The 22,324-nt window shown below is 37.0% G+C and carries 23 protein-coding genes, 1 other RNA gene and 1 pseudogene; 17 read left to right on the top strand and 8 right to left on the bottom strand.

The features are described 5' to 3' along the window. The first annotated feature begins 196 nt into the window (after positions 1-196). From AC1EU0_RS00775 to AC1EU0_RS00740, 8 genes are all read left to right on the top strand, one after another. Positions 197-1,531 (top strand): SLC13 family permease, encoded by a 1,335-nt coding sequence (locus tag AC1EU0_RS00775; RefSeq protein WP_480299975.1) that lies wholly within the window; start codon positions 197-199, stop codon positions 1,529-1,531. A 134-nt stretch (positions 1,532-1,665) separates the two neighbouring features. Further along, positions 1,666-3,102, top strand: a complete 1,437-nt coding sequence (locus tag AC1EU0_RS00770) for a class-II fumarase/aspartase family protein (protein WP_480299974.1) — start codon at positions 1,666-1,668, stop codon at positions 3,100-3,102. Between the two features lie 472 nt (positions 3,103-3,574). Then, positions 3,575-3,955: a hypothetical protein gene (locus tag AC1EU0_RS00765; protein ID WP_480299973.1), complete on the top strand. Its 381-nt coding sequence runs from the start codon at positions 3,575-3,577 to the stop codon at positions 3,953-3,955. Further along, positions 3,919-4,584 carry a hypothetical protein gene (locus AC1EU0_RS00760; RefSeq protein WP_480299972.1) on the top strand — a complete coding sequence of 222 codons (666 nt, stop codon included), beginning with the start codon at positions 3,919-3,921 and terminating at the stop codon, positions 4,582-4,584. The genes AC1EU0_RS00765 and AC1EU0_RS00760 overlap by 37 nt, the downstream gene beginning before the upstream one ends. Positions 4,585-4,758: 174 nt before the next feature. After that, the gene (locus AC1EU0_RS00755; protein WP_480299971.1) at positions 4,759-5,445 is read left to right on the top strand and encodes a hypothetical protein; all 687 of its coding nucleotides are present in this window, start codon (positions 4,759-4,761) and stop codon (positions 5,443-5,445) included. A 30-nt stretch (positions 5,446-5,475) separates the two neighbouring features. Further along, positions 5,476-5,829, top strand: a complete 354-nt coding sequence (locus AC1EU0_RS00750) for a hypothetical protein (protein ID WP_480299970.1) — start codon at positions 5,476-5,478, stop codon at positions 5,827-5,829. After that, entirely contained in the window at positions 5,829-6,098 is a 270-nt protein-coding gene (locus AC1EU0_RS00745; protein WP_480299969.1) for a hypothetical protein, read from the top strand. Before AC1EU0_RS00750 ends, AC1EU0_RS00745 begins: the two co-directional genes overlap by 1 nt. A 40-nt stretch (positions 6,099-6,138) precedes the next feature. After that, a complete protein-coding gene (locus AC1EU0_RS00740) occupies positions 6,139-8,649 on the top strand; it encodes a hypothetical protein (protein ID WP_480299968.1) in 2,511 nt (836 codons plus the stop codon). A gap of 458 nt (positions 8,650-9,107) precedes the next feature. Here the strand turns inward: AC1EU0_RS00740 and AC1EU0_RS00735 are convergent, their stop codons facing one another. Together AC1EU0_RS00735 and AC1EU0_RS00730 are read right to left on the bottom strand one after the other, a co-directional pair. Further along, positions 9,108-11,882, bottom strand: a complete 2,775-nt coding sequence (locus AC1EU0_RS00735) for an FG-GAP repeat domain-containing protein (RefSeq protein ID WP_480299967.1) — start codon at positions 11,880-11,882, stop codon at positions 9,108-9,110. Positions 11,883-12,011: 129 nt separating this feature from the next. After that, entirely contained in the window at positions 12,012-12,218 is a 207-nt protein-coding gene (locus AC1EU0_RS00730; RefSeq protein ID WP_480299966.1) for a helix-turn-helix transcriptional regulator, read from the bottom strand. On the opposite strand from AC1EU0_RS00730, the gene AC1EU0_RS00725 reads away from it, so the two are divergent. The 5 genes from AC1EU0_RS00725 (at position 12,211) to AC1EU0_RS00705 (ending at position 15,593) form a co-directional block, all read left to right on the top strand. Further along, positions 12,211-12,858, top strand: coding sequence for a hypothetical protein (locus tag AC1EU0_RS00725; protein WP_480299965.1), 648 nt, complete (start codon positions 12,211-12,213; stop codon positions 12,856-12,858). The two genes, AC1EU0_RS00730 and AC1EU0_RS00725, sit on opposite strands and share 8 nt — an antisense overlap. 197 nt (positions 12,859-13,055) lie before the next feature. Beyond that, complete coding sequence (locus AC1EU0_RS00720; RefSeq protein ID WP_480299964.1) at positions 13,056-13,310, top strand: type II toxin-antitoxin system Phd/YefM family antitoxin; 255 nt, start codon at positions 13,056-13,058, stop codon at positions 13,308-13,310. After that, a complete protein-coding gene (locus AC1EU0_RS00715) occupies positions 13,303-13,566 on the top strand; it encodes a Txe/YoeB family addiction module toxin (protein WP_480299963.1) in 264 nt (87 codons plus the stop codon). The genes AC1EU0_RS00720 and AC1EU0_RS00715 overlap by 8 nt, the downstream gene beginning before the upstream one ends. A 59-nt stretch (positions 13,567-13,625) precedes the next feature. After that, positions 13,626-14,135, top strand: a complete 510-nt coding sequence (locus AC1EU0_RS00710; protein ID WP_480299962.1) for a hypothetical protein — start codon at positions 13,626-13,628, stop codon at positions 14,133-14,135. A 111-nt stretch (positions 14,136-14,246) separates the two neighbouring features. Then, on the top strand, positions 14,247-15,593 hold the full coding sequence (locus tag AC1EU0_RS00705) for an ATP-binding protein (RefSeq protein ID WP_480299961.1): 1,347 nt from the start codon (positions 14,247-14,249) through the stop codon (positions 15,591-15,593). Positions 15,594-15,793: 200 nt separating this feature from the next. Here the strand turns inward: AC1EU0_RS00705 and AC1EU0_RS00700 are convergent, their stop codons facing one another. The 5 genes from AC1EU0_RS00700 to smpB all read right to left on the bottom strand — a co-directional run bounded on the left by AC1EU0_RS00700 (position 15,794) and on the right by smpB (position 19,524). Further along, entirely contained in the window at positions 15,794-16,513 is a 720-nt protein-coding gene (locus tag AC1EU0_RS00700) for a hypothetical protein (protein WP_480299960.1), read from the bottom strand. 186 nt (positions 16,514-16,699) lie between these two features. Further along, on the bottom strand, positions 16,700-16,957 hold the full coding sequence (locus AC1EU0_RS00695; protein ID WP_480299959.1) for a hypothetical protein: 258 nt from the start codon (positions 16,955-16,957) through the stop codon (positions 16,700-16,702). A 193-nt stretch (positions 16,958-17,150) separates the two neighbouring features. After that, positions 17,151-18,392, bottom strand: coding sequence for an integrase domain-containing protein (locus tag AC1EU0_RS00690; protein ID WP_480299958.1), 1,242 nt, complete (start codon positions 18,390-18,392; stop codon positions 17,151-17,153). A 195-nt stretch (positions 18,393-18,587) separates the two neighbouring features. Next, positions 18,588-18,951: a transfer-messenger RNA gene (gene ssrA, locus AC1EU0_RS00685) on the bottom strand. A gap of 84 nt (positions 18,952-19,035) precedes the next feature. Continuing rightward, entirely contained in the window at positions 19,036-19,524 is a 489-nt protein-coding gene (gene smpB, locus AC1EU0_RS00680) for an SsrA-binding protein SmpB (protein ID WP_480299957.1), read from the bottom strand. 112 nt (positions 19,525-19,636) lie between these two features. On the opposite strand from smpB, the gene AC1EU0_RS00675 reads away from it, so the two are divergent. Together AC1EU0_RS00675 and AC1EU0_RS00670 are read left to right on the top strand one after the other, a co-directional pair. Next, on the top strand, positions 19,637-20,077 hold the full coding sequence (locus AC1EU0_RS00675) for an SRPBCC family protein (RefSeq protein WP_480299956.1): 441 nt from the start codon (positions 19,637-19,639) through the stop codon (positions 20,075-20,077). Continuing rightward, positions 20,074-20,409: an RnfH family protein gene (locus AC1EU0_RS00670; RefSeq protein ID WP_480299955.1), complete on the top strand. Its 336-nt coding sequence runs from the start codon at positions 20,074-20,076 to the stop codon at positions 20,407-20,409. The genes AC1EU0_RS00675 and AC1EU0_RS00670 overlap by 4 nt, the downstream gene beginning before the upstream one ends. 60 nt (positions 20,410-20,469) lie before the next feature. On the opposite strand, the pseudogene AC1EU0_RS00665 reads toward AC1EU0_RS00670, so the two are convergent. Next, positions 20,470-20,853 (bottom strand): annotated as a pseudogene (locus AC1EU0_RS00665) (outer membrane protein assembly factor BamE); the annotation flags it as partial. 401 nt (positions 20,854-21,254) lie between these two features. Here AC1EU0_RS00665 and AC1EU0_RS00660 point away from each other — a divergent pair. After that, positions 21,255-22,046, top strand: coding sequence for an SAM-dependent methyltransferase (locus AC1EU0_RS00660; protein WP_480299954.1), 792 nt, complete (start codon positions 21,255-21,257; stop codon positions 22,044-22,046). Positions 22,047-22,088: 42 nt separating this feature from the next. Then, positions 22,089-22,301 (top strand): hypothetical protein, encoded by a 213-nt coding sequence (locus AC1EU0_RS00655; RefSeq protein WP_480299953.1) that lies wholly within the window; start codon positions 22,089-22,091, stop codon positions 22,299-22,301. Positions 22,302-22,324: the final 23 nt, after the last annotated feature.

The raw sequence follows: 22,324 nt of genomic DNA, 5'->3' as shown, positions 1-22,324 counted from the left end.
AACTACAACCTCATTCTTTGCACTTTTTAAAAGCATTAACAAACATTAGAGTGATCGCTATCACTTAAGGGTGGTTTTTAAATGCTCTTCACTTCACACAAGAAAGTAGAGATAAAAAGCCATTTACTTGCAGCGGTATTTAGGAAGCGAGAGCTTCTCCGAATAGCGCAAACTATTACTAAAAGAAGCAATCCTTATGAGAAAAAATCATATTATCGTATTGAACATCATTGGTTATATTTTGATGCTCAATACACTGCCTTTCGATCCGATGTTAGTTAAAGGGTTGAGTTTATTCATCTTCATCGCAATTCTCTGGCTTACCGAAGCTGTTCCACTGAGCGTTACCGCATTACTTGTTCCACTTTGTGCCACAGTTACTGGGATCCTTCCGTTAAAACAAGCATTATCTAGCTTTGCGACTCCAATCATCTTCTTGTTTTTAGCTGGTTTTACCCTAGCCGCAGCATTAAAAAAACAAGGGTTAGATGTCGTACTCGCGGATAAAGTGGTGCATTTAGCAAAGGGCAAGCTGCTCTACGCTGTACTGTTACTGTTTGGATTAACCGCCTTTATGTCAATGTGGATGTCCAATACCGCTACTGTTGCTGTAATGACTCCTTTGGCATTAGGGTTAATCAAACAAAGCGCAGAGAAACCATCAGCGAAAGTTTATCTGTTCACGTTATTGGGGCTTGCCTACTCTGCCAGTATCGGTGGTATCGGTACTTTAGTTGGTAGCCCACCAAATGCCATTGTCGCTCTTGAAATGAATCTAGATTTCACTGGCTGGCTAAAGTATGGCATTCCTGCAATGCTGATAATGCTACCCATTATTTTGACTGTGCTTTGGTTTAGTATTCGTCCAGATCTAAATCACACATTCGAATTCCAGCAAAAAAAGTTCGTCTTCACTAAAGAACGCATTCTTACTATCAGCATCTTCTTTATCACCATTTTCCTTTGGAGCTTCTCGAAACCTATTTCAGCTGCATTCGGTGGGATAGCTAGCTTTGATGTTGTGGTAGCGTTATTTGCCATCGCCATGATTGGGATCACTCGAATCGTCGAATGGAAAGACATTGAAAAAGAAGTCGAATGGGGCGTATTACTTTTATTCGGTGGCGGCTTGGCGTTATCGGCAATATTAAAGCTCACTGGTGTAAGTGATTTTATCGCAACCGCTATCAGTAACTCTTTGTACGATACTTCTAGCTGGATTGTAATAGGCTCAATTGCGATTTTCGTAGTGTTCTTAACTGAACTATCCAGTAATACGGCAAGTGCGGCAATCCTAGTGCCTATTTTTGTACCAGTAGCTGAAGCCCTTGGCGTTCCTGCAATATTTATGGCTGCAACCATTGGTATTGCTGCATCATGTGCCTTTATGCTGCCTGTTGCAACGCCTCCCAACGCCATCGTTTATGCCACAGGGCATGTACCGATACCTCAAATGGTTAAAAAAGGCTTCACTCTCAATATTCTCTGCGTGTTGTTGCTACTACTGATGGTTCATTTCATCTGGCAATAACACTGGAAACATAGCCCTTGCTCAACAATACAACAATAAGTAAGGGCTGCTAATATTCGTGATGCTTAATTTGCTATATACAGGTATCACGAGCAAAGACATCTTGCAATTAACTTGTAGCAAAGGAAGCAATCATGAAAAAAACATTTCTTTCTCTATGTTTAACCGCCAGTTTATTTGCTGGTAATAGCAACTATGCTCATGCAGAAACGATGGCTGAGCCATATGCTCCCAATGTATCTGTATTTGACTCTGTCATTTATCGTGACTTATTTGGCACCAAAGAAATGCGTCAAGTTTTCTCCGACGAGAATTTGATTAAAAACTGGCTGCTATACGAGCGCACTCTTGCCAACGCTCAAGCTAAATATGGTGTGATCCCTAAAAAAAATGCCAAAGCCATTGCCGAAGCGGCACAATGGAAAAACATTGACTTAGATTTTCTTCGTAAAGGCACCAATAAGACTGGACGTTCTATTTCAACGTTAACAAAAAATATTCGTAAAGCTGGCGGAAAGGAAGTTAGCAATTATTTACACTGGGGTAGTACCACTCAAGATGTGATGGACACTGCTACAGTTCTTCAAGTTAAGCAGGCGTTAGAGCTAATTGATAATCAGCTTAAAGATGTTATTGCACTTACGGCTGATATGGCTGAAAAGCATAAGCGTACTCTGATGGTTGCAAGAACCAATGGTCAACAAGCGACTCCAACCACTTTTGGCTTCCGTATTGCCACTTATATGGTTGAACTACACAACCACCGCAAGCGTATTGCTGATTTAATGCCTCGTGTAACCATTGGCCAATCTACAGGTGCTGTCGGTACTTTAGCAGCAACTGGCCCTAAAGGCTTAAAAGTTCAAGCTGAAGTGATGAAGCAACTTGGCTTAAATACGCCTTTAATGGCATGGAACGCAAGTCGTGATCACCTTGCTGAGGCCGTAGCGGTTACAGGCATGATCCACGGTACTCTTGGCCGTTTAGCCACTGATATTAATAACTGGTCACGCCTTGAAGTGGGTGAAGTGAAAGAAGGTGAGGGCGGCGCAAGCAGTACCATGCCACAAAAGAAAAACCCTCGAGCTTCTGAGTTTATGGGGGGGTTAGCGCAAATGGCTCGTTTACGTATGTCTGGTGTTCTTGAAATCACAGCTCATGCCGACACTCGCACAGGCTCACCATGGATCGTTGAATGGTCTTTAATTCCAGAAATGTTCTTGATCACTTCAGCTTCGCTAAATCGTGCTGAGCGCATGTTTTCTAAACTTGAAGTCTTCCCTGAGCGTATGAGACGCAACCTTGATTTATCTGAAGGTTACTCAATGTCTGAATCGGTCATGCAATATCTTGCCGTTAAAATTGGTCGCAATAAAGCTTATAAAGCCGTAAAGACAGCGATTAAAAAGGCGGAGCCTGGTCAAACCTTACGTGAAATCATTCTTGCTAATCCTGAGCTTAAAAAAGAGATTGGTAAAGATTTAGATAAGGTTTTAGATCCAAATAACTACTTAGGTGCGGCACCAGATATGGTTGAACGTGCCGTTAAGGTTGTCCGTAAAGGCGTTTAACTTTCCAAACTTCAAGCCGCTTGAGTTTTTCTTTAGCGGCTTTTTTCCTCAATATCCCCTCCTTTTGTAATGCTGTAATCGCTTGTTGAAACACTTGTGCTCGAATCCAATCAAGGCACTTTCTATGGATTAAGGTAGCATCAATTTCTACTTCAACATTTAATTAGTATGAAGAGCATTACCATGTATTCCAAGACCTAACGTCTAGAAAGTGAAATTCTATTTGGTACATGGATAGTTATTTCTGGGCGTAGAAACTATGAGTTGATTATTTCTTAATTTTTTCAATTGATTGTGTGAGATTCAAAGCTTGATAATTCATGTTTGTATAAGATTTTTAGCGTAAGTGCCGCCACTTTTTTTAGAGAATTATTGTCTTACTTACAGTAATTCTCCTCATTCTCTTGATATTGAGTAGATGTTCTGATTAGTATAAAAATAAATCAAAATATTGCATCAGGGAAGAGTTTATATGCGCACAATGTTGTTAATCAAAAGCAATAGCACCTTACAAAAATTATTATATGTATTGGTTCTAACCATACTCACTTTAACAAAAAGTGCTTTAGCCTCTGAATCGAACCATTCTGAGGATGAGCAACAAAAAGTTATCGTAAAACTAGGCAAAGATATACCTAAAAACTTGTTATCTCTAAAAGGCTCCTTTTCTATAGAGATGAACAAGTTTTCTAATATAAACGAACTTAATAATGCTGAAATCCTCCTTCACAAACAAAAATATAATATTATCTTTCTTCATTCGGCTTCGGTTGATACTTGGATTTTAAGCTCGATGGTATTAGAGAATGAAAAATCATGGATTTTGATATTGGTACTACTGCTGAAGCGTTAATCATGAATGGATTCATTGAACATCGTTCATATGAAATTCTTGAGCATGTTCGACACTTTCTTGCATCGAATGTCGATTACAACAATTTCAAAAAATATCTTAGAAATGGAGCTGAAGCGAATAGTGCGTTTTTAAATATAGAGAATAAAGAATTGTGGAAAAAAGTAATATTAATTCAACACCAAGTAAGCAATGAAATCACTAAATTTACGCTAAGTAAAATTAAGTCAAGGACTAAGCGTGTTGAGAAAAAACAGAAGGTTCACATCGACCCTCAAGGTAATCATGGCTTTTATGCCGAAAACCGTTTTTCTCCATTGTTTATTGAAAAATGTAAGCTATGGCGTAGCGCATTAAAAAATGAAGATGTTGCATTAGCCATTTCTTTTTTAGACCCAGAAAAAGTAAAACAGAGACCAAAGCTTGTTGAAAAAGCTGTCTGGTCAAAGATTAGAAGATTAAAGAGACAGATTTCTCGGGATGGTTATAAAGTGCGGCAAATTAGAATGAGTAAAAATACTAAACCAAAGACTGCACGTGTTGTTATTAAGTATGATGTTAATAGCGGAAAAGGCGGAACGGGTTGCAGTTTTAGAGAGATAATCCCGAATCATTGGGAGTATCGTTGATTCAATTACGTATTTAATTGGGGTAAGTCGCTTTGCCCCAATTAGTGTGATGACTACAAATACTGAGAAGTATTCAAAATGGCTTAGCACTTATTTACTGGCACAATAGTTACCGGTTGCTGAGAATGTTGGCGCCTCTTGAACAATAAACAATAATATTGAAGAAAAATAATCATGGATGAAAATTTATTTAAAGCGCTTACTCGCACTAGGTTCATTGATAACTCGGCAAAATATGCAAGGCAGACTTTAAAAGTCAGCTCATTCCTTATGCCGCTTCCAAGACAAAAAGTATTAACGTTATATATGTTGATATACCTTTCCATCATATCGGCTTTGCTGGTTGTCTTTTACTTTAATCAAACCGAAGTTGCAGCAGGTGTATTGATATTTGGTTTAGTGATGGTGCTTGTCTTTAGAAAGTCATTTTGCGATCAACATTATTTACATGTTTTACTCGAAGATCCTATTTTTGTTGTAAATGAAGATGGCCTTGAAATACCTGCAATATTGACTGAATCAAGGCGGAGATTAAGAGTTGCTAAAAATAACATTAAACAAATCACTGTGCCTTGGAATACGTGGTACCTTGGCTCATCCAGTTATTCTTTTTATCGAGAGTCGTATGCGATATTCAAGATTGTTATCAAGCTGCATAATCAAACCCAAATAGAGATCCCGTCCAATTGCCTAGATTCCAAAGTACTTCTTTGTAAACTGGCAAAAGAGGACTACCAATTAACCGCTGAAAAAGTCGATACGCAACCCGCAAAAGATTTTCATAACTTTTTCTTTATGCCTATAGCGGTGATATTTTCTTGCTTAATTGTCTACGGAATTTACACATTATTTCAACTATAACGATTATCTAAATGAGTAAGGGAAGAATGGATGCGCCTGATTCAAGTTTGTAGTGTGTTTGCAGTTATTTACTTGTTCTCTGTTTTTGCTGAGGCTCAAGCACAAACCTCAGAGCCTAATAATGCTGATACCTACCATAAGCTAATGATATTTAAACAGCAAACGGAGACCATTATTAAGGAAACTCGGAAGTTGAACCTGAAAATGGAACCACAATTTTCGAAGATTATAGAAGTCTTAGAGAATACACAGGATGCAAGGACAGTACTGAAAAGTGCAGGTGTTGCTGATATGCAACCAGACTTAAATCGACTACTCGAATTATCACAGCAATATTTGAATCTTCAACAGGTAGAATTAATGAAATTCCAAATGATGCTCTAATGTACCGGAACCCTGAGCTTATTGAAATAGGAGATTCTCGTAAACTGAATATACAAGATGCAAATTTATTGCAAATCCATGTCAGATGGTGTCAGGAATTAATTGTTCCTGTAGCCAATTATGTCATTGAGGAGATTGTAACATCGACATGGTATAAACCAAGTGCAGAGCAAATAGCTTGTAATAGTCTTGGTTTAACTACTAAAAAAAGATATTTGGCTCTCAATTCGAGAGCGATAAAAAGAATGCAAACGCCATTTAGAAAGTAATAAAAATTAAGTTGGAAGTTAGTTATAGGGAAATAGCAACATGACGAATAAACCGTGCCTAAAAAAATACTTGTGGTTATCACTGATTTTAAGCTTATCAATCAGTATTTCAGGCTGCAATGGAGAGTTAACAGATGAAGATAAAGGCTCCTCTGGAGAGCAGCCTTCTACCCCACCACCTGTGGTCACCCCTCCACCACCAGTGGTAACCCCACCTACCGATCCTGTTGGTACTTGGGAGAAGAAAGACGAAGATGGTGATGGTGTACTTGATGAAAATGATGATTATCCATTTGATGCAGATAAATCAACATACCCAACAATTGAAGAAGAGGAATTCAATAACAACCCTTCAGTTGCTAATGATGTAGGGCAAGTGCCATTTATTGCAAAAGGGAGCTTTGGTTTAGACATTGATATCGATGATTTTAAATTTTTAGTTACTGAAGCTGATGTTGAAAAGGGGACTCCTTATCATTTTATTGTGCTTAGTGAAAATTCAACATTATCACCTAGATTAGGCGTGCTTAATGCTGATGGAAGAGCTGAATTAACTAACACATCTGATGGTAATATGAAAAATGTAGGCTTGATAAAGAATTCACGCTTATTTTGGCCTAAAAAAGCTGGCATTTACTATCTTACAATTGGCAATAAAAATGAAAAAGCAAATGAAAATCTGATCTACAAAGTCATTGCAATCAAAGATAAGGACATGGATGGGATCTCTGATGAAAAAGAAAAGGCTCTTGGAAGTAATTATAAAATTCAAGACTCTGATTCAGATAGTATTTTTGATGGTAACGAGTATTATATATACAGAAACATTCGAGAGTTAATTGTTGATGTTGATTCAGATGGAATACCAAATTGGCTTGATAAAGATAGTGATGGAGATAATATTCCTGATAATCAAGAAGGACTAATTAACGAAGATTTTGATATAAAACCCAGTTTTGTTGACTTAGATAGTGATGATAATGGAACAAGTGATAGTAATGAGGTGGCGGGTAATAATCTTATCAAGGATCTAGATAACGATGGTATTTTAAACTATCAAGATATTGACGATGATGGAGATGGCTTAATTAACTCTTTTGATAATGATGATAGACAATCCATTCCGCTAGGTAACGAAATAAAGATTACTAATACTATAACTAACTACCAAAATATAGATTTGATAAACCAAGTAAAGGATTTTTATCCCGCTGAGCTACTTTTTCGAGGCGATCTTGAGCAAGAAGTTGTTTTAGTTTTGCTTAAATCAGGTAGTATTCCTTCAGTTAAGAATATCAAGTTGAGTTTATCAGAGAGCTCAACTGATAGCCTGAATTTTGTGATCCCTAACTACCCTAAAGTTGATGAGGGAGGAAATAATATTGATTTGTTTTTAGCCTACAATGGCTTGAGAACAAACAAGATAACATTGAACTTGACTCATGAAGATGCTCCTTTACTACGTGAAATAGCTTCTGAAGCAAATGTAATTGGTGAAAAAGTTTTTGTAGAAGGTATAAACCTTACAGGAGATTTAAGAGCCAAAATTAATGATATTGAAGTTATAATGCAAAAAAACTCTGAAACTGAAGCCTATTTTACGCTTCCTGCAGGATCGAAATCTGGTGTTTTAAGAGTATTTAATGAATATGGAACAAGTAATGAATTGGATATTGATGTAAGTGAAAATATACAAATTTCATCGACAATTCCAGAAAGCTATTTATCCATAAATGGTAGTATCTCAATACAGAATAATCAGTTTTCTAATATAAGTGATATTGAAAAAAGTACAATATCAATAGTTAGAGAAAAATATAATCTTATTTCTGTGTACTCTGAGTCAGAGAAAGCTTTTATTTATAAATCATTTTTAATTGAAGGCGAAAACTCACTAGTTTTCGATATGGACAACACAGCAGAAGCTGTTGTTTTAAATGGCTTTATAGAAAAATATTCTTTACCAACTTTTTATAATGTTAGGGGTTTTTTGAAGGAGAATGACAAATTCAAAGAATTCAAAATTACTATTGAGCAAGGATTAATAAACAACCCAGATTTTTTAGACGCTACCAATATCGAACTTTATAAAAAGGTAATTGCGATACAGAATTTAATTAGTAATCATTTATCAATGAATAATTCGGGTACTCAAACTGGAAACTTTAATGATCAATTAGGGCTAGCAGTTAGCAATCAAAGTTCGTCAAATTCAGACCAAAGACCTGTAATTTTCCCTAAAGAAGCACAAGATAATATTAAGATTGAACCTACTTTAAAGGGGATTACTGACTTGTTTGATTATGATGGTTATACTGAACTACAAAATAGCACTCAAATGTATTTAAGTGCTGCAGTATACTCTATCAATAAAAATGGAGAGTTAAATCAAAAGCCAGTAAAAGGTAAAGACCCCGCAGATAATTCCAAAGAAAAAGAATATAAACATATCGAATCAACTTTAGATAGAAACATGATGGCTCCTGTAGACTACATTGCTTTTTCAATACCATATTGGTCGAAAGATACAGATCTAGATGTTTGTCCATAATCGGATTGTTTAATTGAGGTAATTACTCCAGGTGATAATGGTGAGCCATTAGTTGACCAAGAAAAATTGATGTAAGAACTCATTTATATATTAGAAATTTAATTGATAGAGTTTTGTGGCCCACAATCAGGGATATGACAGGAAATATGATTAAACTTAAGAAAAAAAAGAAAGGGAGTATAGGGGATGATGGCAATACTAAAAACGCTAAAAGCACACATGTAATTCATATAACTACAATTTTAATTGAAGCTATGCCAGATTTTTTGATTCGGTGAGAGTTGCATTTAAAGACGGAAGTGTTTCACCGGCAGAGCAACAAGATATTTATAATGAATTAAATAAAATTATAAAAAAGGAATATAGCTCACTGCTAAAATTTGTTCAGCCTTCAATATAATATTTTAGGTAGGCAAGCTACAAAGAGTTAGGTAGCTTACCTACAGATTAAACATTAATTAATTTGTGGTGTACAGTCCTCTGCTTGTCGATAAAACAAGTCGCTCTCTCTCAGAGTTTTCGCTTCTAAGTTGGAAGCTAAATTTGCTGTTTAAGTGTCCGTTAATATATGGGGTTTCCCACAAAATACTTCCGTTGTAGGTTGATACTTCATGCACCTTATTGAAAGTAGGAATGAATAACCTCCCTTGCTCGTAAATCATATCCACATTCTTTGTTAAATGTTCACTGATACTCAGAGGGAGCTTCACCTTACTCAAAACATTCAAGTTAAGGTCGTATGTGATGAGATGGGCAGTAACATCAATTACATTTAAGCAGATAAGTTTGTTGCTACTTTTTTCCAGTACGAAGTCATAGCACTTATTGTTCGACGTGTTTGTCTGAACGATACTAAAATCTTTATTTAATTTGTATATGGAAAACCCATTTTTAGGCACATTACTAGAACTTCCTGAATCTCCTACAAAAAGATTGATTTCACCTGAACTGGAAACAACAGTTTGAATTTTGTCTCCAAACTTTGCTGGAAACTCGATTTCAGAATTTGTGATTTTTTTTCCTGAAATTAAGTCAAAGATCATTAGTTTGTTGTCGATAAAGATGAGAGCATCTTTGGTGCCATTTTGATTAACATCCTTTATCACTAAACGAGTGATATCAGAGTCGTCGAATGGAATTTCTATTTTTAAGCGTTCTGAACCAGTATTTGCATTTAGGATTAGAATTTCTGAATATCTAGGGTCTTGAATTGAATCTCTATGAAACACTATTTCACTTTGATCGTCTTCTTCAATATCAGTCAGAATTAACTTTCTCAGTTCGCTACCTAAGGGAGCCTTTACTGATGTTTCAATAATTGTGGTTTGCCCATTATTTTCATGGAGCAACAATAAATTGTCTTTATCATTGGAAGATACACTGATATTTTTTTTGTGATCCCCTGATACTTTTCCATAACCTAAATAATAAACGTCTGACCTCAGTTGTGGTGTTTTTATCTTTGTGATAGAACCAAGGCTGTTATTAAAGTCACTAAACATGAAATGCTCTTTGGTTGTCCATACAAGCTGATGGACTTCAGCTATTTCTGATTCAGTTATAAATACTCGATGGAAATTAGATAATTCGTCATCAAAGGTCGTAAAGTGTGTCTCTTGTAGTTTATTATCAATATTGTCCAGTATTATCAGTTTTCCTGTTTGACTGTCATGATTTGAACACTCTCCAACGATAATCTCTTGGTTAGCATCACTAGTTATATTTGCTACTTTAGTAAAGCAAAGGTTTTTTGCAGTTCGATAATCAAAGGTTTTCTGATTTTGGTTTAAATCCCAAACTTGTATATTACCGTTCTTTGGATGGAAAGCTTCATTTCGGACTAACAGAACTGATTTGTAACTTTTATTCTCTAACTCAATGAATTTAATGTCATTAATGATATCTAGGTTATCAAAGTCGTAAAATTTATTCGCTTCACCTGAAACTGTATCTATTACATATCCGTTAGAGGTGATAACTTCAGGCTGTGGATCTGCATCTACATTTCCTGCCTTTATAAAACCTAAAAATGGCCTTTTGTTGAAAGGGATTTTTTTTAATACCGAACGTGATGCTATATCAAAAATTCCGATATGCTCTTCGTTAATTACGCCCAAATTGGTATAAATAATTTCCTCTTTACCGTCATTATTAGCATCAGCAAGATCAAAAAATTTAATCTCTCCGGATTTAGGTTGAAATACCTTCTCTGCTTTTTTCGTTATGTCAGTAATTATTGATATTCCATTACCTTCTCTGATGACAATATCTTCTTTCCCATCACCATTAATGTCAGCAGTTCTTACATATAATCGTTCATTTAAAAATCCTAAGCTATAAGGGTAAGTCCATTTTACTTCAAACCGATTTTTTGAAATATTGACGAGTTTTAAAATTTGATCTTGAAGAAATAAAAATTCATCTTTCCCATCTCCATCAAAATCACCTTTTGATACCTGATGCTTAAACTCATTGGTGTAGTCGAATGAACGTATTTGAGGAATCGAATATGACTCATCTTTTACCAAAAATTCAGCATCAAATACATCGGTTGTATTGTCTGCCGTTACTTTAACTGAATAATTGAGCTGTTTGTCAAACAATATGTCTGGAGCAACCCAGCTCAGCTTCCCATCTTCTGTCCATATTAAATTTGAAGGACCGTCAATAACCTTAGGATGCAAGAGGTTAATATTGCCTTCTAGCAGATTGATAGAGAATTCTTCTTGCGGTTTAAGAGTTTCAGAAGCTGTTTGTTTAAGTAAATCTACTGCCTTGTTTAACTCAAAAACCTTTTCGTTCGAAGAAGGTTCACTGAAGATGAGCTTTAGTTCTGAAACGGTTGCATTTAATGTTCTTGTTGTACCAATAATACTTTGGTCACCAGTCTCATTTTCGCAGTCTGTGCCACCATTATATTGTGTAAATTTTAGCGTTACTGACTGACTGTTGCTATTAGTTAAATCTCTAACGTCATAAGTTCCCTTTAAAACAGCAGTGTTTCCTGATAAAACAAACGTTTTGTCAGCTTTATACTCATATACTGACTTACAGTTTTGTTCAGGGTTATACTCAATCCATTTACCAATTACCTTGTTAGTTACCATCGGAGCTGGAGGCGGGGTACTTGACGAATTACCATTATTTTTGTCATCGCCTCCGCCACCCCCACAGCCCTGAATAGATAGCGTAGCAAGAAGAATGAGAGAAGTACTTAGGAGCTTTTGTTTCATGAAACAACATCCAATGTTAGAGGTTATTTTTTGATATTACTTAACTGACCGATGAGAATAAAGCATATTGTTTATTTTTTGTTAACCCCACTGTTTTAGCTTGAAATTCAACTTTTAGAAGAGATGGATTTAATTGAATTTATGCTCATTTAAAAGTGCTTCTAATAATTGAGGCGATCTTGGCATCAAACCTACTTTCAAACCAAACGGCTTAAAGACTTTACTGACCACTTCAGCGGTATAATTGCCACGGTCATTTTCAATCTCAGAAATAGTTTTACGAGACACTTTTACCAAGTTAGCGTACGCATCTTGCTTTAATCCAATAATGTCCATGTGCAAGGCCTGCCAAGCTTGTTATGGTTTTATTTATTATGAGTGGTTGAATGAATTGGTGAGCCGTCAAAGTGAGGTGAGTCCATTTTGTCATGAGATAAGGAATCGCTTTTACTGTGATATACCTACACACGCTGACGGACAGGTTTTGAGAGTTGCCAATAAGTTCGCTTTACTTGCCGCAGCAGGTGAGTTGGCGATTAAATGGAATATCTTGGACTGGGAGCCAAATACCTGCTTTTATGCATGCCGTAAACTATTTTTCAAATGGCTTGATGGACGAGGCGGGGCTAATTCTGGTGAAGAGCTACAAGCCATTGAGCGAGTCCGTAGTTTCATTCAACAATATGGTACCAGCCGATTTATTACGTTAAAGCCCACTTGGAGCAATGTTGTACAAAATTGCGTAGGAGTCATTGATAATCGTCGCCAGTATTCAACAGAAGATGTTTATTGTTTTTACAAGGAAGGTTGGCGTGAAGTTTTAAATGGTTTGAACTCCAGCAGAGCTGCTAGGGCGTTAGCAAACGCAGGGTATCTAATCTCAGATACCGACAAACTACAAAAGAAAATGAAACTACCGGATGGTTCAAGACCCCGTTTGTATTGCGTGAAGAAAAGTATCCTGAATGAACATTGATCGCTGTTGTAGTGGTTTTTAGGGGCAAGGGGATTTTTATGCCCACTGTAATGTACTGATATTTAAAGCTTGCCCACGATGACCCCGTTGCCCACGGGAGTTAGAGTATAGGGTATTTTAACAACATGTTCTTTAAGCTGTACAAGTGAAATAAGCTCGATTATACTTGTTCTATAAATTGTACATGTGAGGTTGTTATGAGAATTGTATCTTTCACTGAAGCTCGTAATAGTTTGAAATCTGTTTTAGATCATGTAGTTGAAGATGCTGATACGACGGTTATCACTCGAAGAGATTCAGAAGACGCTGTGGTTATGTCTTTAGATTACTATAATAGCTTAATGGAAACTGTTCATCTTTTACGTTCTCCTGAAAATGCCAACCGTTTAAGTCGCTCAATTGCCCAGTATCAAGCAGGTAAAGTTACTTCAAGAGAGCTGATTGATGAGTAGTCGATTGCTTTCATGGACGGATGAAGCCTGGTCTGATTATTTATATTGGCAAACTCAAGATAAGAAGACGTTAAAGCGCATCAATAAATTAATTAATGATACTAAACGTTCTCCATTTGAAGGGATAGGAAAACCAGAACCTTTAAAAGAAAATCTAACGGGTTTATGGTCTCGTCGAATTGATGATACTAACCGTTTAGTTTATGCCGTTGAAGATAGTGCTATTGTGATTATTTCTTGTCGCTATCACTACTAATACCATCTTTGTATATTAACTACTCCTAAAATTAAAAAATCTTTGAAAGGAAGCGTGTTGTGTTTTTACGAGTTCTACTTCTTCTCCCTTTATTATTCATCACTGCATGTGCCAATCTGAATGTGTCTACTGAATACAGTATCAAGCCTGATTCGAAAAAAGGCTTGGTTGTTTTTTCATTTACAAATGAAGGCTTGTTAGATAATTATTTTTTACGATATCGAGGTGTAGGAAATAATAACACTGGTGATATTGTGCTATGGACTATCCATGATACGTTTGACTGGCATGATCAACCCAAAGGAAGGTTGGTTGTTGTTGAATTGGAAGAGGGGAGCTATGAGTTTCATGAAATTAAACTAGGAGTCAGTCTTACGATGTCTATTCCGTTTAAAGCCAAAGCTGAAAAAATAGTATATATGGGAAATTTGCATGTGAATTTTCAGGAGAAAGAAGTACTTGTTAGCTCATCTGATGAAAGTAGCCGAGACTTAGAATTATTATTTTCAAAATACAAAAATCTTGATGCAAAAGATGTAATTAAAGATAGATTCCTGATGAAGTTATGAATCAGGCTATTGAATAAAAATAATTATTGTAATTTATTTTACTGTAATAAAATTTACAGTAAAAGGTTTGTGGTTTAAGATTAGTAAAAGCCTTTTACTGGTCGATGCCCAATGCAAAAATTTTATAACCGTGAAAAAGAGTTAAAGATACTTCGAAAAATCTCACAAAACCTTACCACTCATAAAGGTCAGCTTAGCGTTATGGTGGGTAGAAGACGTGTTGGTAAAACTCGACTACTCAATGAAGCCTTTGCTGGAGAAGATGTTAAGTACCTCTACTTGTTTATTAGCCGTAAAACAGAAAGCTCTCTCGTTAATGAGTTTGCGGCAATCATTCAAAATGAACTCGGTGCTAAGTTCTTTCAACCGCAGAGTTTAAAAGATATTTTTGAGTATTTGCTGGATTACGCAAAAACAAATCCAATCACTGTGATTGTGGATGAATTCCAAGATATTCAAAGAGTGAACCCAAGTTTGTTCTCTGATATTCAGAACTTATGGGACTCATCAAAGCAGTCTTCTATGATGCATTTGATCTGCTGTGGCTCTCTCTACAACATGATGACTCGGATCTTTAAAGGTAAGGATGAACCACTACTCAACAGAGACGATCGCTTCTTTAAAATTCAGCCTTTAAAGCCAACTTATATTCGCTCTGTAATAGAAGACCACGGTAAATTTGATGCTGAAACCATGCTTAACTGGTGGTGTTTATCTGGTGGTATCCCTAAATACCTAGAATGGTTAGCTAACTTTGCGAGTGAGAACGCCAATATTTTTGAAGAGGTTATTTCAGACTTTTCACCTTTTATAAAAGAAGGGACACATCGCCTAGTTGAAGACTTTGGCTCTGAGCATCGTATCTACTTCGATATTCTAGGAGCTATTTCGCAGGGAAACACCAGTCGTTCACAAATTGAAAATTATCTAGGAATTGGTGTTGGTGTGCATTTAGAAAAGCTAGAAGAAGATTTCGACTCTATTACAAAGATGCGCCCAATAACGTCAAAGGAAACATCCCGAGATGTTAGATATTCAATTTCTGATCCGTTTTTGAAATTCTGGTTTCGCTTTATCCATGCCAATAAAAGTGCTGTCGAGATGGAGAACTACGCGTACATCAGACGACACATAGCCAGAGATTTTGAAACCTACTCAGGCTGGGAACTTGAATCTTTGTTTGAAGCTATTTTGATGGAATCAAATCAGTTCGGTCGCATTGGTGGTTATTGGGATAGCAAAGGCAAAAATGAAATTGATATCGTTGCTATTAATGATCTTGATAAGAAAATACTCATTGTCGAAGTTAAACGAAACCAGCAAAAGTACAAAGAAGCCAAGCTCATTGAGAAATCTCATGATCTCCTTAAAAAGTTAAAGCTTAAAAATTATGAGATTACCTACCGTGGCTTCTCACTAGATAACCTAGTTGAAGTGATGGGTGAGTTTGTAGGTTAGGAGGTGTATAGAAATTATTTTTGAGTCATAGACTGTTTGTCTATCACTAAGCATTTAGCTATCGTTGCAATACTATGTATTCATGTACCAGCAGGAGCACCACACCAATTAAGTAATCAACACCGTGATGATTTAGTCTTTATAACGACCTCAAATCCACCCAGTCATGTTGACAAAATTATGATTACTTAATTATGAGCTCACTGCGAAAAAGACGCTATAAATAATGGGATGTTATCGAGATGTGTAGAAAAATTAGCTTGCCGATAGTTTTCAGTAGATAATTGCTTAAACTCTGACTGTAAGACCATGTATCGGGTTATTCTTCCGAATAATCTATCATCATTCAGAAGCAGGCGCCTTATTCTCTGTCTAGGAACAATGAGTGAGCGACCATTATGTTCCATCAGTACTTTTCCATAGGTAGATAAAGTGCTTCCACATATAGGTAGATAGCTTAAAACTTCACAGTATCCGGCTTCAGCTTCTGGAATGTCTCTTAATTCTCTTACCTTAGCTTGTGCTAGTCGGGCTAAATCTGGTTGCTCAAGAAAAAACTTGTGAAGGTTTGAGTGGAAACTTGAATCAACATTAAAGCCACCCCAAAAGCCAAGGCCATCTTCTCCAACAGCTTTTATTCCTTCATCAATGAGAATTGTTTGAAGTTCATCTCTATTCCTTTTTGCAATTATTCCCTTAAAGAAGCCGCTTGTATATTCAAGCATTCCAGTAACATTGCGCTCGTAAGGTGACACTCTTTTAACTAATATGTGGTCGGTATTTGAACACTTAATATTGGCATAGTTACTAAGTTCGTAAGTTTTACCATTTTCTACAAATTGGTGCTCTGTAGGATTTTCCCAGAGACAATGAGCAAAATTATCAGTTTTATTGCCACAAATATTTGTCACTGTAGTCATATCAAACCTTCTACACAGTAACTCTAAACTCAAGTAACAATCTAAATCTTGCTGAGTTGTAATTTCAACAAAATGAATGATGATTAATTTATGGCCATTTTTTACACGTCACTCTCTAACTAGCCCACTTCTGGTTTGAGCATTAGATGAACTTAAGGGAGGTCAGCGTGGCCGGTTACTACAACATCATAAAACTCTAATATATTCTTGGAGTGTTAGATGCTCATCCATTTTGTCGTTAAAGAATTTAAGCATTGATTGATAAACACTCTCATAAAATGTATCACAAAGCTTTTTTTGTCTAGCTCGACAGATTTTATTGCCGTTGTTAAAAAGTGAAACAGTGTATTCTTTCTCTGAACCACAGGCTTCGGGAGCGGGTGATAAGTGAATTGGAATGATTAACTTATGTTCTCTTCCTGATGATGCTGCCAGTTTTTTCAACAATAAGCTCGGAATCGCCAATATTTATCACGTTGATTTTCAAGCCATCTACAGTTTGGCAATAGGTTGCTAATATAGGATTAATCGATTCTGTAGGAGTCATAATTACCTCAATGTTTAAAAATGTTTTTACTCCCCCTCTCCATAAAAGCTACTCGCCTCATTCTGAATAAGAAAGTAGTCCAAAAATAAGTCAACTCACCACCTTAAACCCTCTAAAACCTGTAACAGAAACATTGCCTTTAGAGGCATTTTCAATGCGGTTACTCCACCATTCCATCATTGGTCTTCTGCGTTTGAGATATTTAGCATGATTGTAGGCATCTCTTACTTGGTTATCATCCACGTGTGATAATGCCACCTCAATTAAATCACGATTAAAACCTTCTGAGTTTAACGTGGTACTGGCGAGTGATCTTAATCCATGACTGACTAAACGGTTAGCAAAGCCCATTCGTTTTAAAGCCATATTGGCTGTTTGGCTATTGCAGTGAGATTTGGGATCACGATCTGAAGGGAACACATATTCACGGTGACCGCTAATAGGATGCATTACTTGTAGAATCCTAATCATAGAGTCAGTTAAAGGAATAACATGCACACGGCGGCGCTTCATCTTTTCAGCGGGAATTGTCCAAGTTTTTTCTTCAAGATCAATTTCACTCCATTGAGTCATGGCGGCTTCAACTGGACGAGTCATAGTGTGCAATTGCCACTCAATTAAACAGCGGGTACTTCGCTTAATAGAAGCATTAGCAATTGTCATCATTAATTCTGGTAGTTCTTCTGGCTTTAGAGTTAACATATTTTCAGGTTTTGGCTTCTTAAAGCCAGCGTTAATGCCACTAAGTGGATTAGCAAAGATAAGCCCAGTATTTACGGCAAACACCATGATTTCATTGAGCCGCTGACAAAGGCGTTTGACTGTTTCTAGGTGTCCAGCTGCCTCGATGGGCTTCAGTAGCTGGATCATGTTTGGTGCTGTAATGGTGGAAATTGGTATTTTGCCAAACTTGGGGAAAACATAACGCTCTAATGAACGCCAAACATCTTCGGCATAATTTTCAGAGACACTATGCTTTTTGATTTCGAACCATTGCTCACTCACTCGTTTTAGCGTGTTATAAGCAAGGTCTTTCTCTATTTGTCTTTGTTGGTTTCGATGCTCTTTAGGATCGATGCCTTGAGCCAAGATAGATCTGGCATCTATGGCTTGCTTTCTTGCCATAGCAAGAGTTACGCTGGGGTAGGCACCAAGTCCCATATTGATCCGCTTTCTGGTTAGCGGATGAAGATAGTTAAAGTTCCAAGACTTAGTACCCGTTGTACGTACTCTGAGTTGCAGTCCATCACCATCACATAGCACTTTATCTTTGGACGAAGGTTTGACTCCCTTGATTTCCTTATCGGTGAGTCGAGTTACTTTGTTACCCATTTTCATCACCTTAGTAGAAACGTGTATTACAGAAATTACTCCTAGTTGTGAGTGAATACCACAAGGAATACTAAATTTAATGGTTGTAATAAAAACTAGGTGGAAGTTACTGGATGTTAATAGACGCTAAGTGATTAAATTTATATTGATTTAGGCAATAAAAAAGACGTCCGAAGACGTCTTTGTTACTAAATTTGGTGGAGGCGGGGGGATTTGAACCCCCGTCCAGAAAGCCTACATCCAAGGCGCTACATGTTTAGTCTTTCATTTAGTTAACCTTTGGGTCTCCGAAAGACAGGATACCGTCAGGCGAGTTTGGTACTGTTTCGCGGTTCACCCCCAAACAAGGTTCCCTCGCTATCAAATGTTAGATGACCATCCAAATACTCTGCCCATTTGATAAACGTAAGCAGGATGGGCTAGCGCTGGGTTTAAGCAGCTATTCTAGCGTTGTAGTTATCTTGGTTAGCAAGTATAACAGTGCGGCTTTTTACGAGGCCAACCGCCCCTCGACATGCTCCCAGGGTTTCGTGAATCCTGTCGAATCCTAATCGCCCCCAGACTTGGAAGTATAACCCTTTAGGCTCGACTCAGCCAGAAGTTATTAAAAGGTCTACGCTTAAGTGTTCGTTAATCAAGCAAATTATTGCTTCAACGAATCTTTCATAGTACGCGATTTTTCACGTTGCCAGTCGCGTTCTTTGCTGGCATCACGCTTATCGTGTTCTTTTTTACCTTTACCTAAACCGATTTCTACTTTCACCCAAGCGCCTTTTCTCCAATATAGAGATAGAGGAATGATGGTGTAGCCTTGACGTTCAACTAAACCTTCCAGTTTGTCGATCTCGCGGCGCTTTAATAGCAATTTTTTCAGGCGAGCAGGTTCACAGTAAGTGTGAGTCGATGCCGTATTGAGTGGCGTAACGGTACAACCATGCATCCAGCATTCACCGTTTTTGATGAATACATAAGTGTCTGCAAGGGTAACTTTACCCATTCTGAGTGATTTGACTTCCCAGCCTTGAAGTTCAAGACCAGCTTCTATTTTCTCTTCGATTTTAAATTCGAAGGTGGCGCGCTTATTACGGACAATACTTCCGGGCGCGGCTTGCTTTGATTTTTTCTTTCCCATGTGACGTATTATACGCTTCTAAAATGAATTGTTAAATTGGATTCACTTGATGTAGATGAGATTTTTGGGATTCGTGGTAAAATCTTGGCAAAATTTTTACTTTTGGAATGTCATGCCTATTATCGCTCGAAGTATGCTAGTTCGATACAGTGCTATGCAGATGTATGAATTGGTTAACGATGTTGAATCATATAAAGAATTTTTACCCGGTTGTGTCGGTGGTAAGGTGATAAGTTGTGATGATGAAAGCATGGTTGCATCGGTCGATGTCAGTAAAGCTGGAATGAAAAAGACATTTACTACGCGTAATGCTTTAATTACTGGCAAGTCTATAAAGCTAGAGTTAGAGAATGGCCCATTTAAGTATTTGAGTGGTGAATGGAAGTTTATAGAACTTGCAGAAGATGCATGTAAAGTTGAGTTTGAGTTAGATTTTGAATTTTCTAGTTCATTGATTGATTTTGCTTTTAATAGGGTGTTTAAAGAATTGATGGGGTCTATGGTTACGGCCTTTACTCAGCGAGCCAAAGTTGTTTATGGAGTTGAATCATGAATCACGAGCCTGAACACATTATGATCGATGTGGTTTATGCGTTACCAAAGCAACAAAAAATAATTTCAGTAAATACGAGTCCGGATACCACGGCTATTGAAGTACTAAAACAAAGCGGTATGCAAACTTTTTTTCCTGAAATTGATTATGACAATGTAAAGCTAGGTGTTTTTAGTAACCTAATAAAGCACGATAGAGTGATGGAAGCTGGTGAACGTTTGGAGGTTTACCGTCCATTAATTGCCGATCCTAAAGATGTACGTCGTCGTCGAGCTGAGAAAGCGGTTCAGGAAGGACGAGCCAATAAAACCACAGGCAGTAAAATCAAATAATATCGTAGTCTTTGAAAAGCGGCTGAATTTCAGCCGCATGAATTACTACTTTTGAGTTTGAGAAGGTAACTGACTTTGCTCAAGAGGCGTATTGAATTCTTTACTTAATTCATAATCACCTGTGATTTTTTCAAGCTTGTCATTTTTGAAGTGTAAAATGAGTTCTTTATGAATGACACTGGCATCACGTCCACTTTTGAAGTGGTAAACATAGTACCAAGTATTGTCTGCAAAGCTATCGCGTAAAACTGGGTGGCCAAGTACGTATTCAGCTTGGGCTTTGGTCATATCAATGCGCAGTTTATCAACTTGCAATTGATCCATGTAGTTGCCCTGAGCAACATCTGGTTTATAGATCAACCAATCAAATACACTACAAGCACTCAATGAAACTGAAAGCGCTGCTGCGCTCAAAAGGGTCAATCCTTGTTTTTTATTGATCATACCAACCACGGTTTTGTCTAATTATTTGGGCAATCATACCCAAGCTATCCTTATGATTACAAGGGCGATGAGGCATTGGAGTCATATATTGGGAATTAGTTCCAATAAGATGCGAGTATTCATTTTTTCTAAATATCGAATTACTCCGTATTTCAGTTAAGTTTGATAAAATAAAATTCGTAATTTAGAACAATAGCTAGAATGATACGCTGTTAACAAGATGTTGAGTTAGAGTGTTGACACTATTTATAGCCCATTCAACAGTAATGAATACTGAATATTCAAGGTGGGCTAGTGAATTACTCTATGATTTACTACAAAAAAATGTTGTTGTGTAATGATTTTATTTTAGGTAGGTTACGCAGCAAAAGAATAAAAACAAGTACATAGAGGTAACATTTTTGGGCTCATTAGTTTGCGTTGGGACTGGCTTACAATTGGCTGGCCATATCAGTGTTCGTAGTAAAAGTTATATTGAGCATGCCGATGTGGTTTTCTCGTTAATGCCCGAGAGTTTTGCTCAAAGTTGGCTAGAAAGTATCAATTCGAATGTTGTGAATTTGCAACCATATTACGCTCAAGAGGGCGAAGTAAAAAATCGCCGCGATACATACAATGAAATGGTTGCTGCTATTTGCCAAGCAGTACGAGATGGCAAAAAAGTCGTTTGTGCGCTTTATGGTCACCCTGGTGTTTTTGCTTGTGTCTCTCATCTAGCGATCAATCAGCTGAGAAAAGAAGGCTTTGATGCGCATATGGAGCCTGGAATTTCAGCAGAAGCATGCTTGTGGGCAGATTTAGGTATCGATCCTGGCTCTTGTGGGCATCAGGGGTACGAAGCAACCCAATTTATGTTCTATCAACATACTCCCGATCCTGCGATTTATTTATTGTTATGGCAGATAGGATTGGCAGGAGAGCATACTTTTACTGAATTCCACACTAATTCAGATCGCTTACAAATTTTGGTTGAGCAATTAAATGAATGGTATCCGCTTGATCATGAAATTGTTATTTATGAAGCTGCTAACCTGCCAACATTCAAACCGAGAATTGACCGCATTCAATTAAAAGATCTTCCTTTTGCTGATTTAACCTGTATCAGTACTTTATTGATTCCGCCTGCAAAAAAAATGGAATTTAATCAAAAAGTATTAAATAAGCTTGGGATAATGCCTAGTGATATAGGCTGATACTCAATTTCTATCGTTAAACTATATGTGTATGGAGGCAATATGTTAGATAAGTTTTTAGCTCAATTGGGTGAAGATACAGAATTTTTGGAACGCTATAAGAAAGAGCCTAAAAAAGTAATGGAAGAATATGGGTTATCTGAAGATGATATTTCAGTGATGATGAGTGGTGATGAAAAAAGCTTGAAAGAACGCCTCCCTTACAGAACAAGCCATCGGATTTTATATATATATCAAGCATCAGATGAAGAATAAACTTTGCAAAATAGCTATGTTAG

The organism is Parashewanella sp. 2210YD4-3, assembly GCF_056591735.1.
The sequence above is the reverse complement of the archived record's forward strand: the minus strand, read 5'-3'. Positions and strand labels throughout refer to the sequence as shown.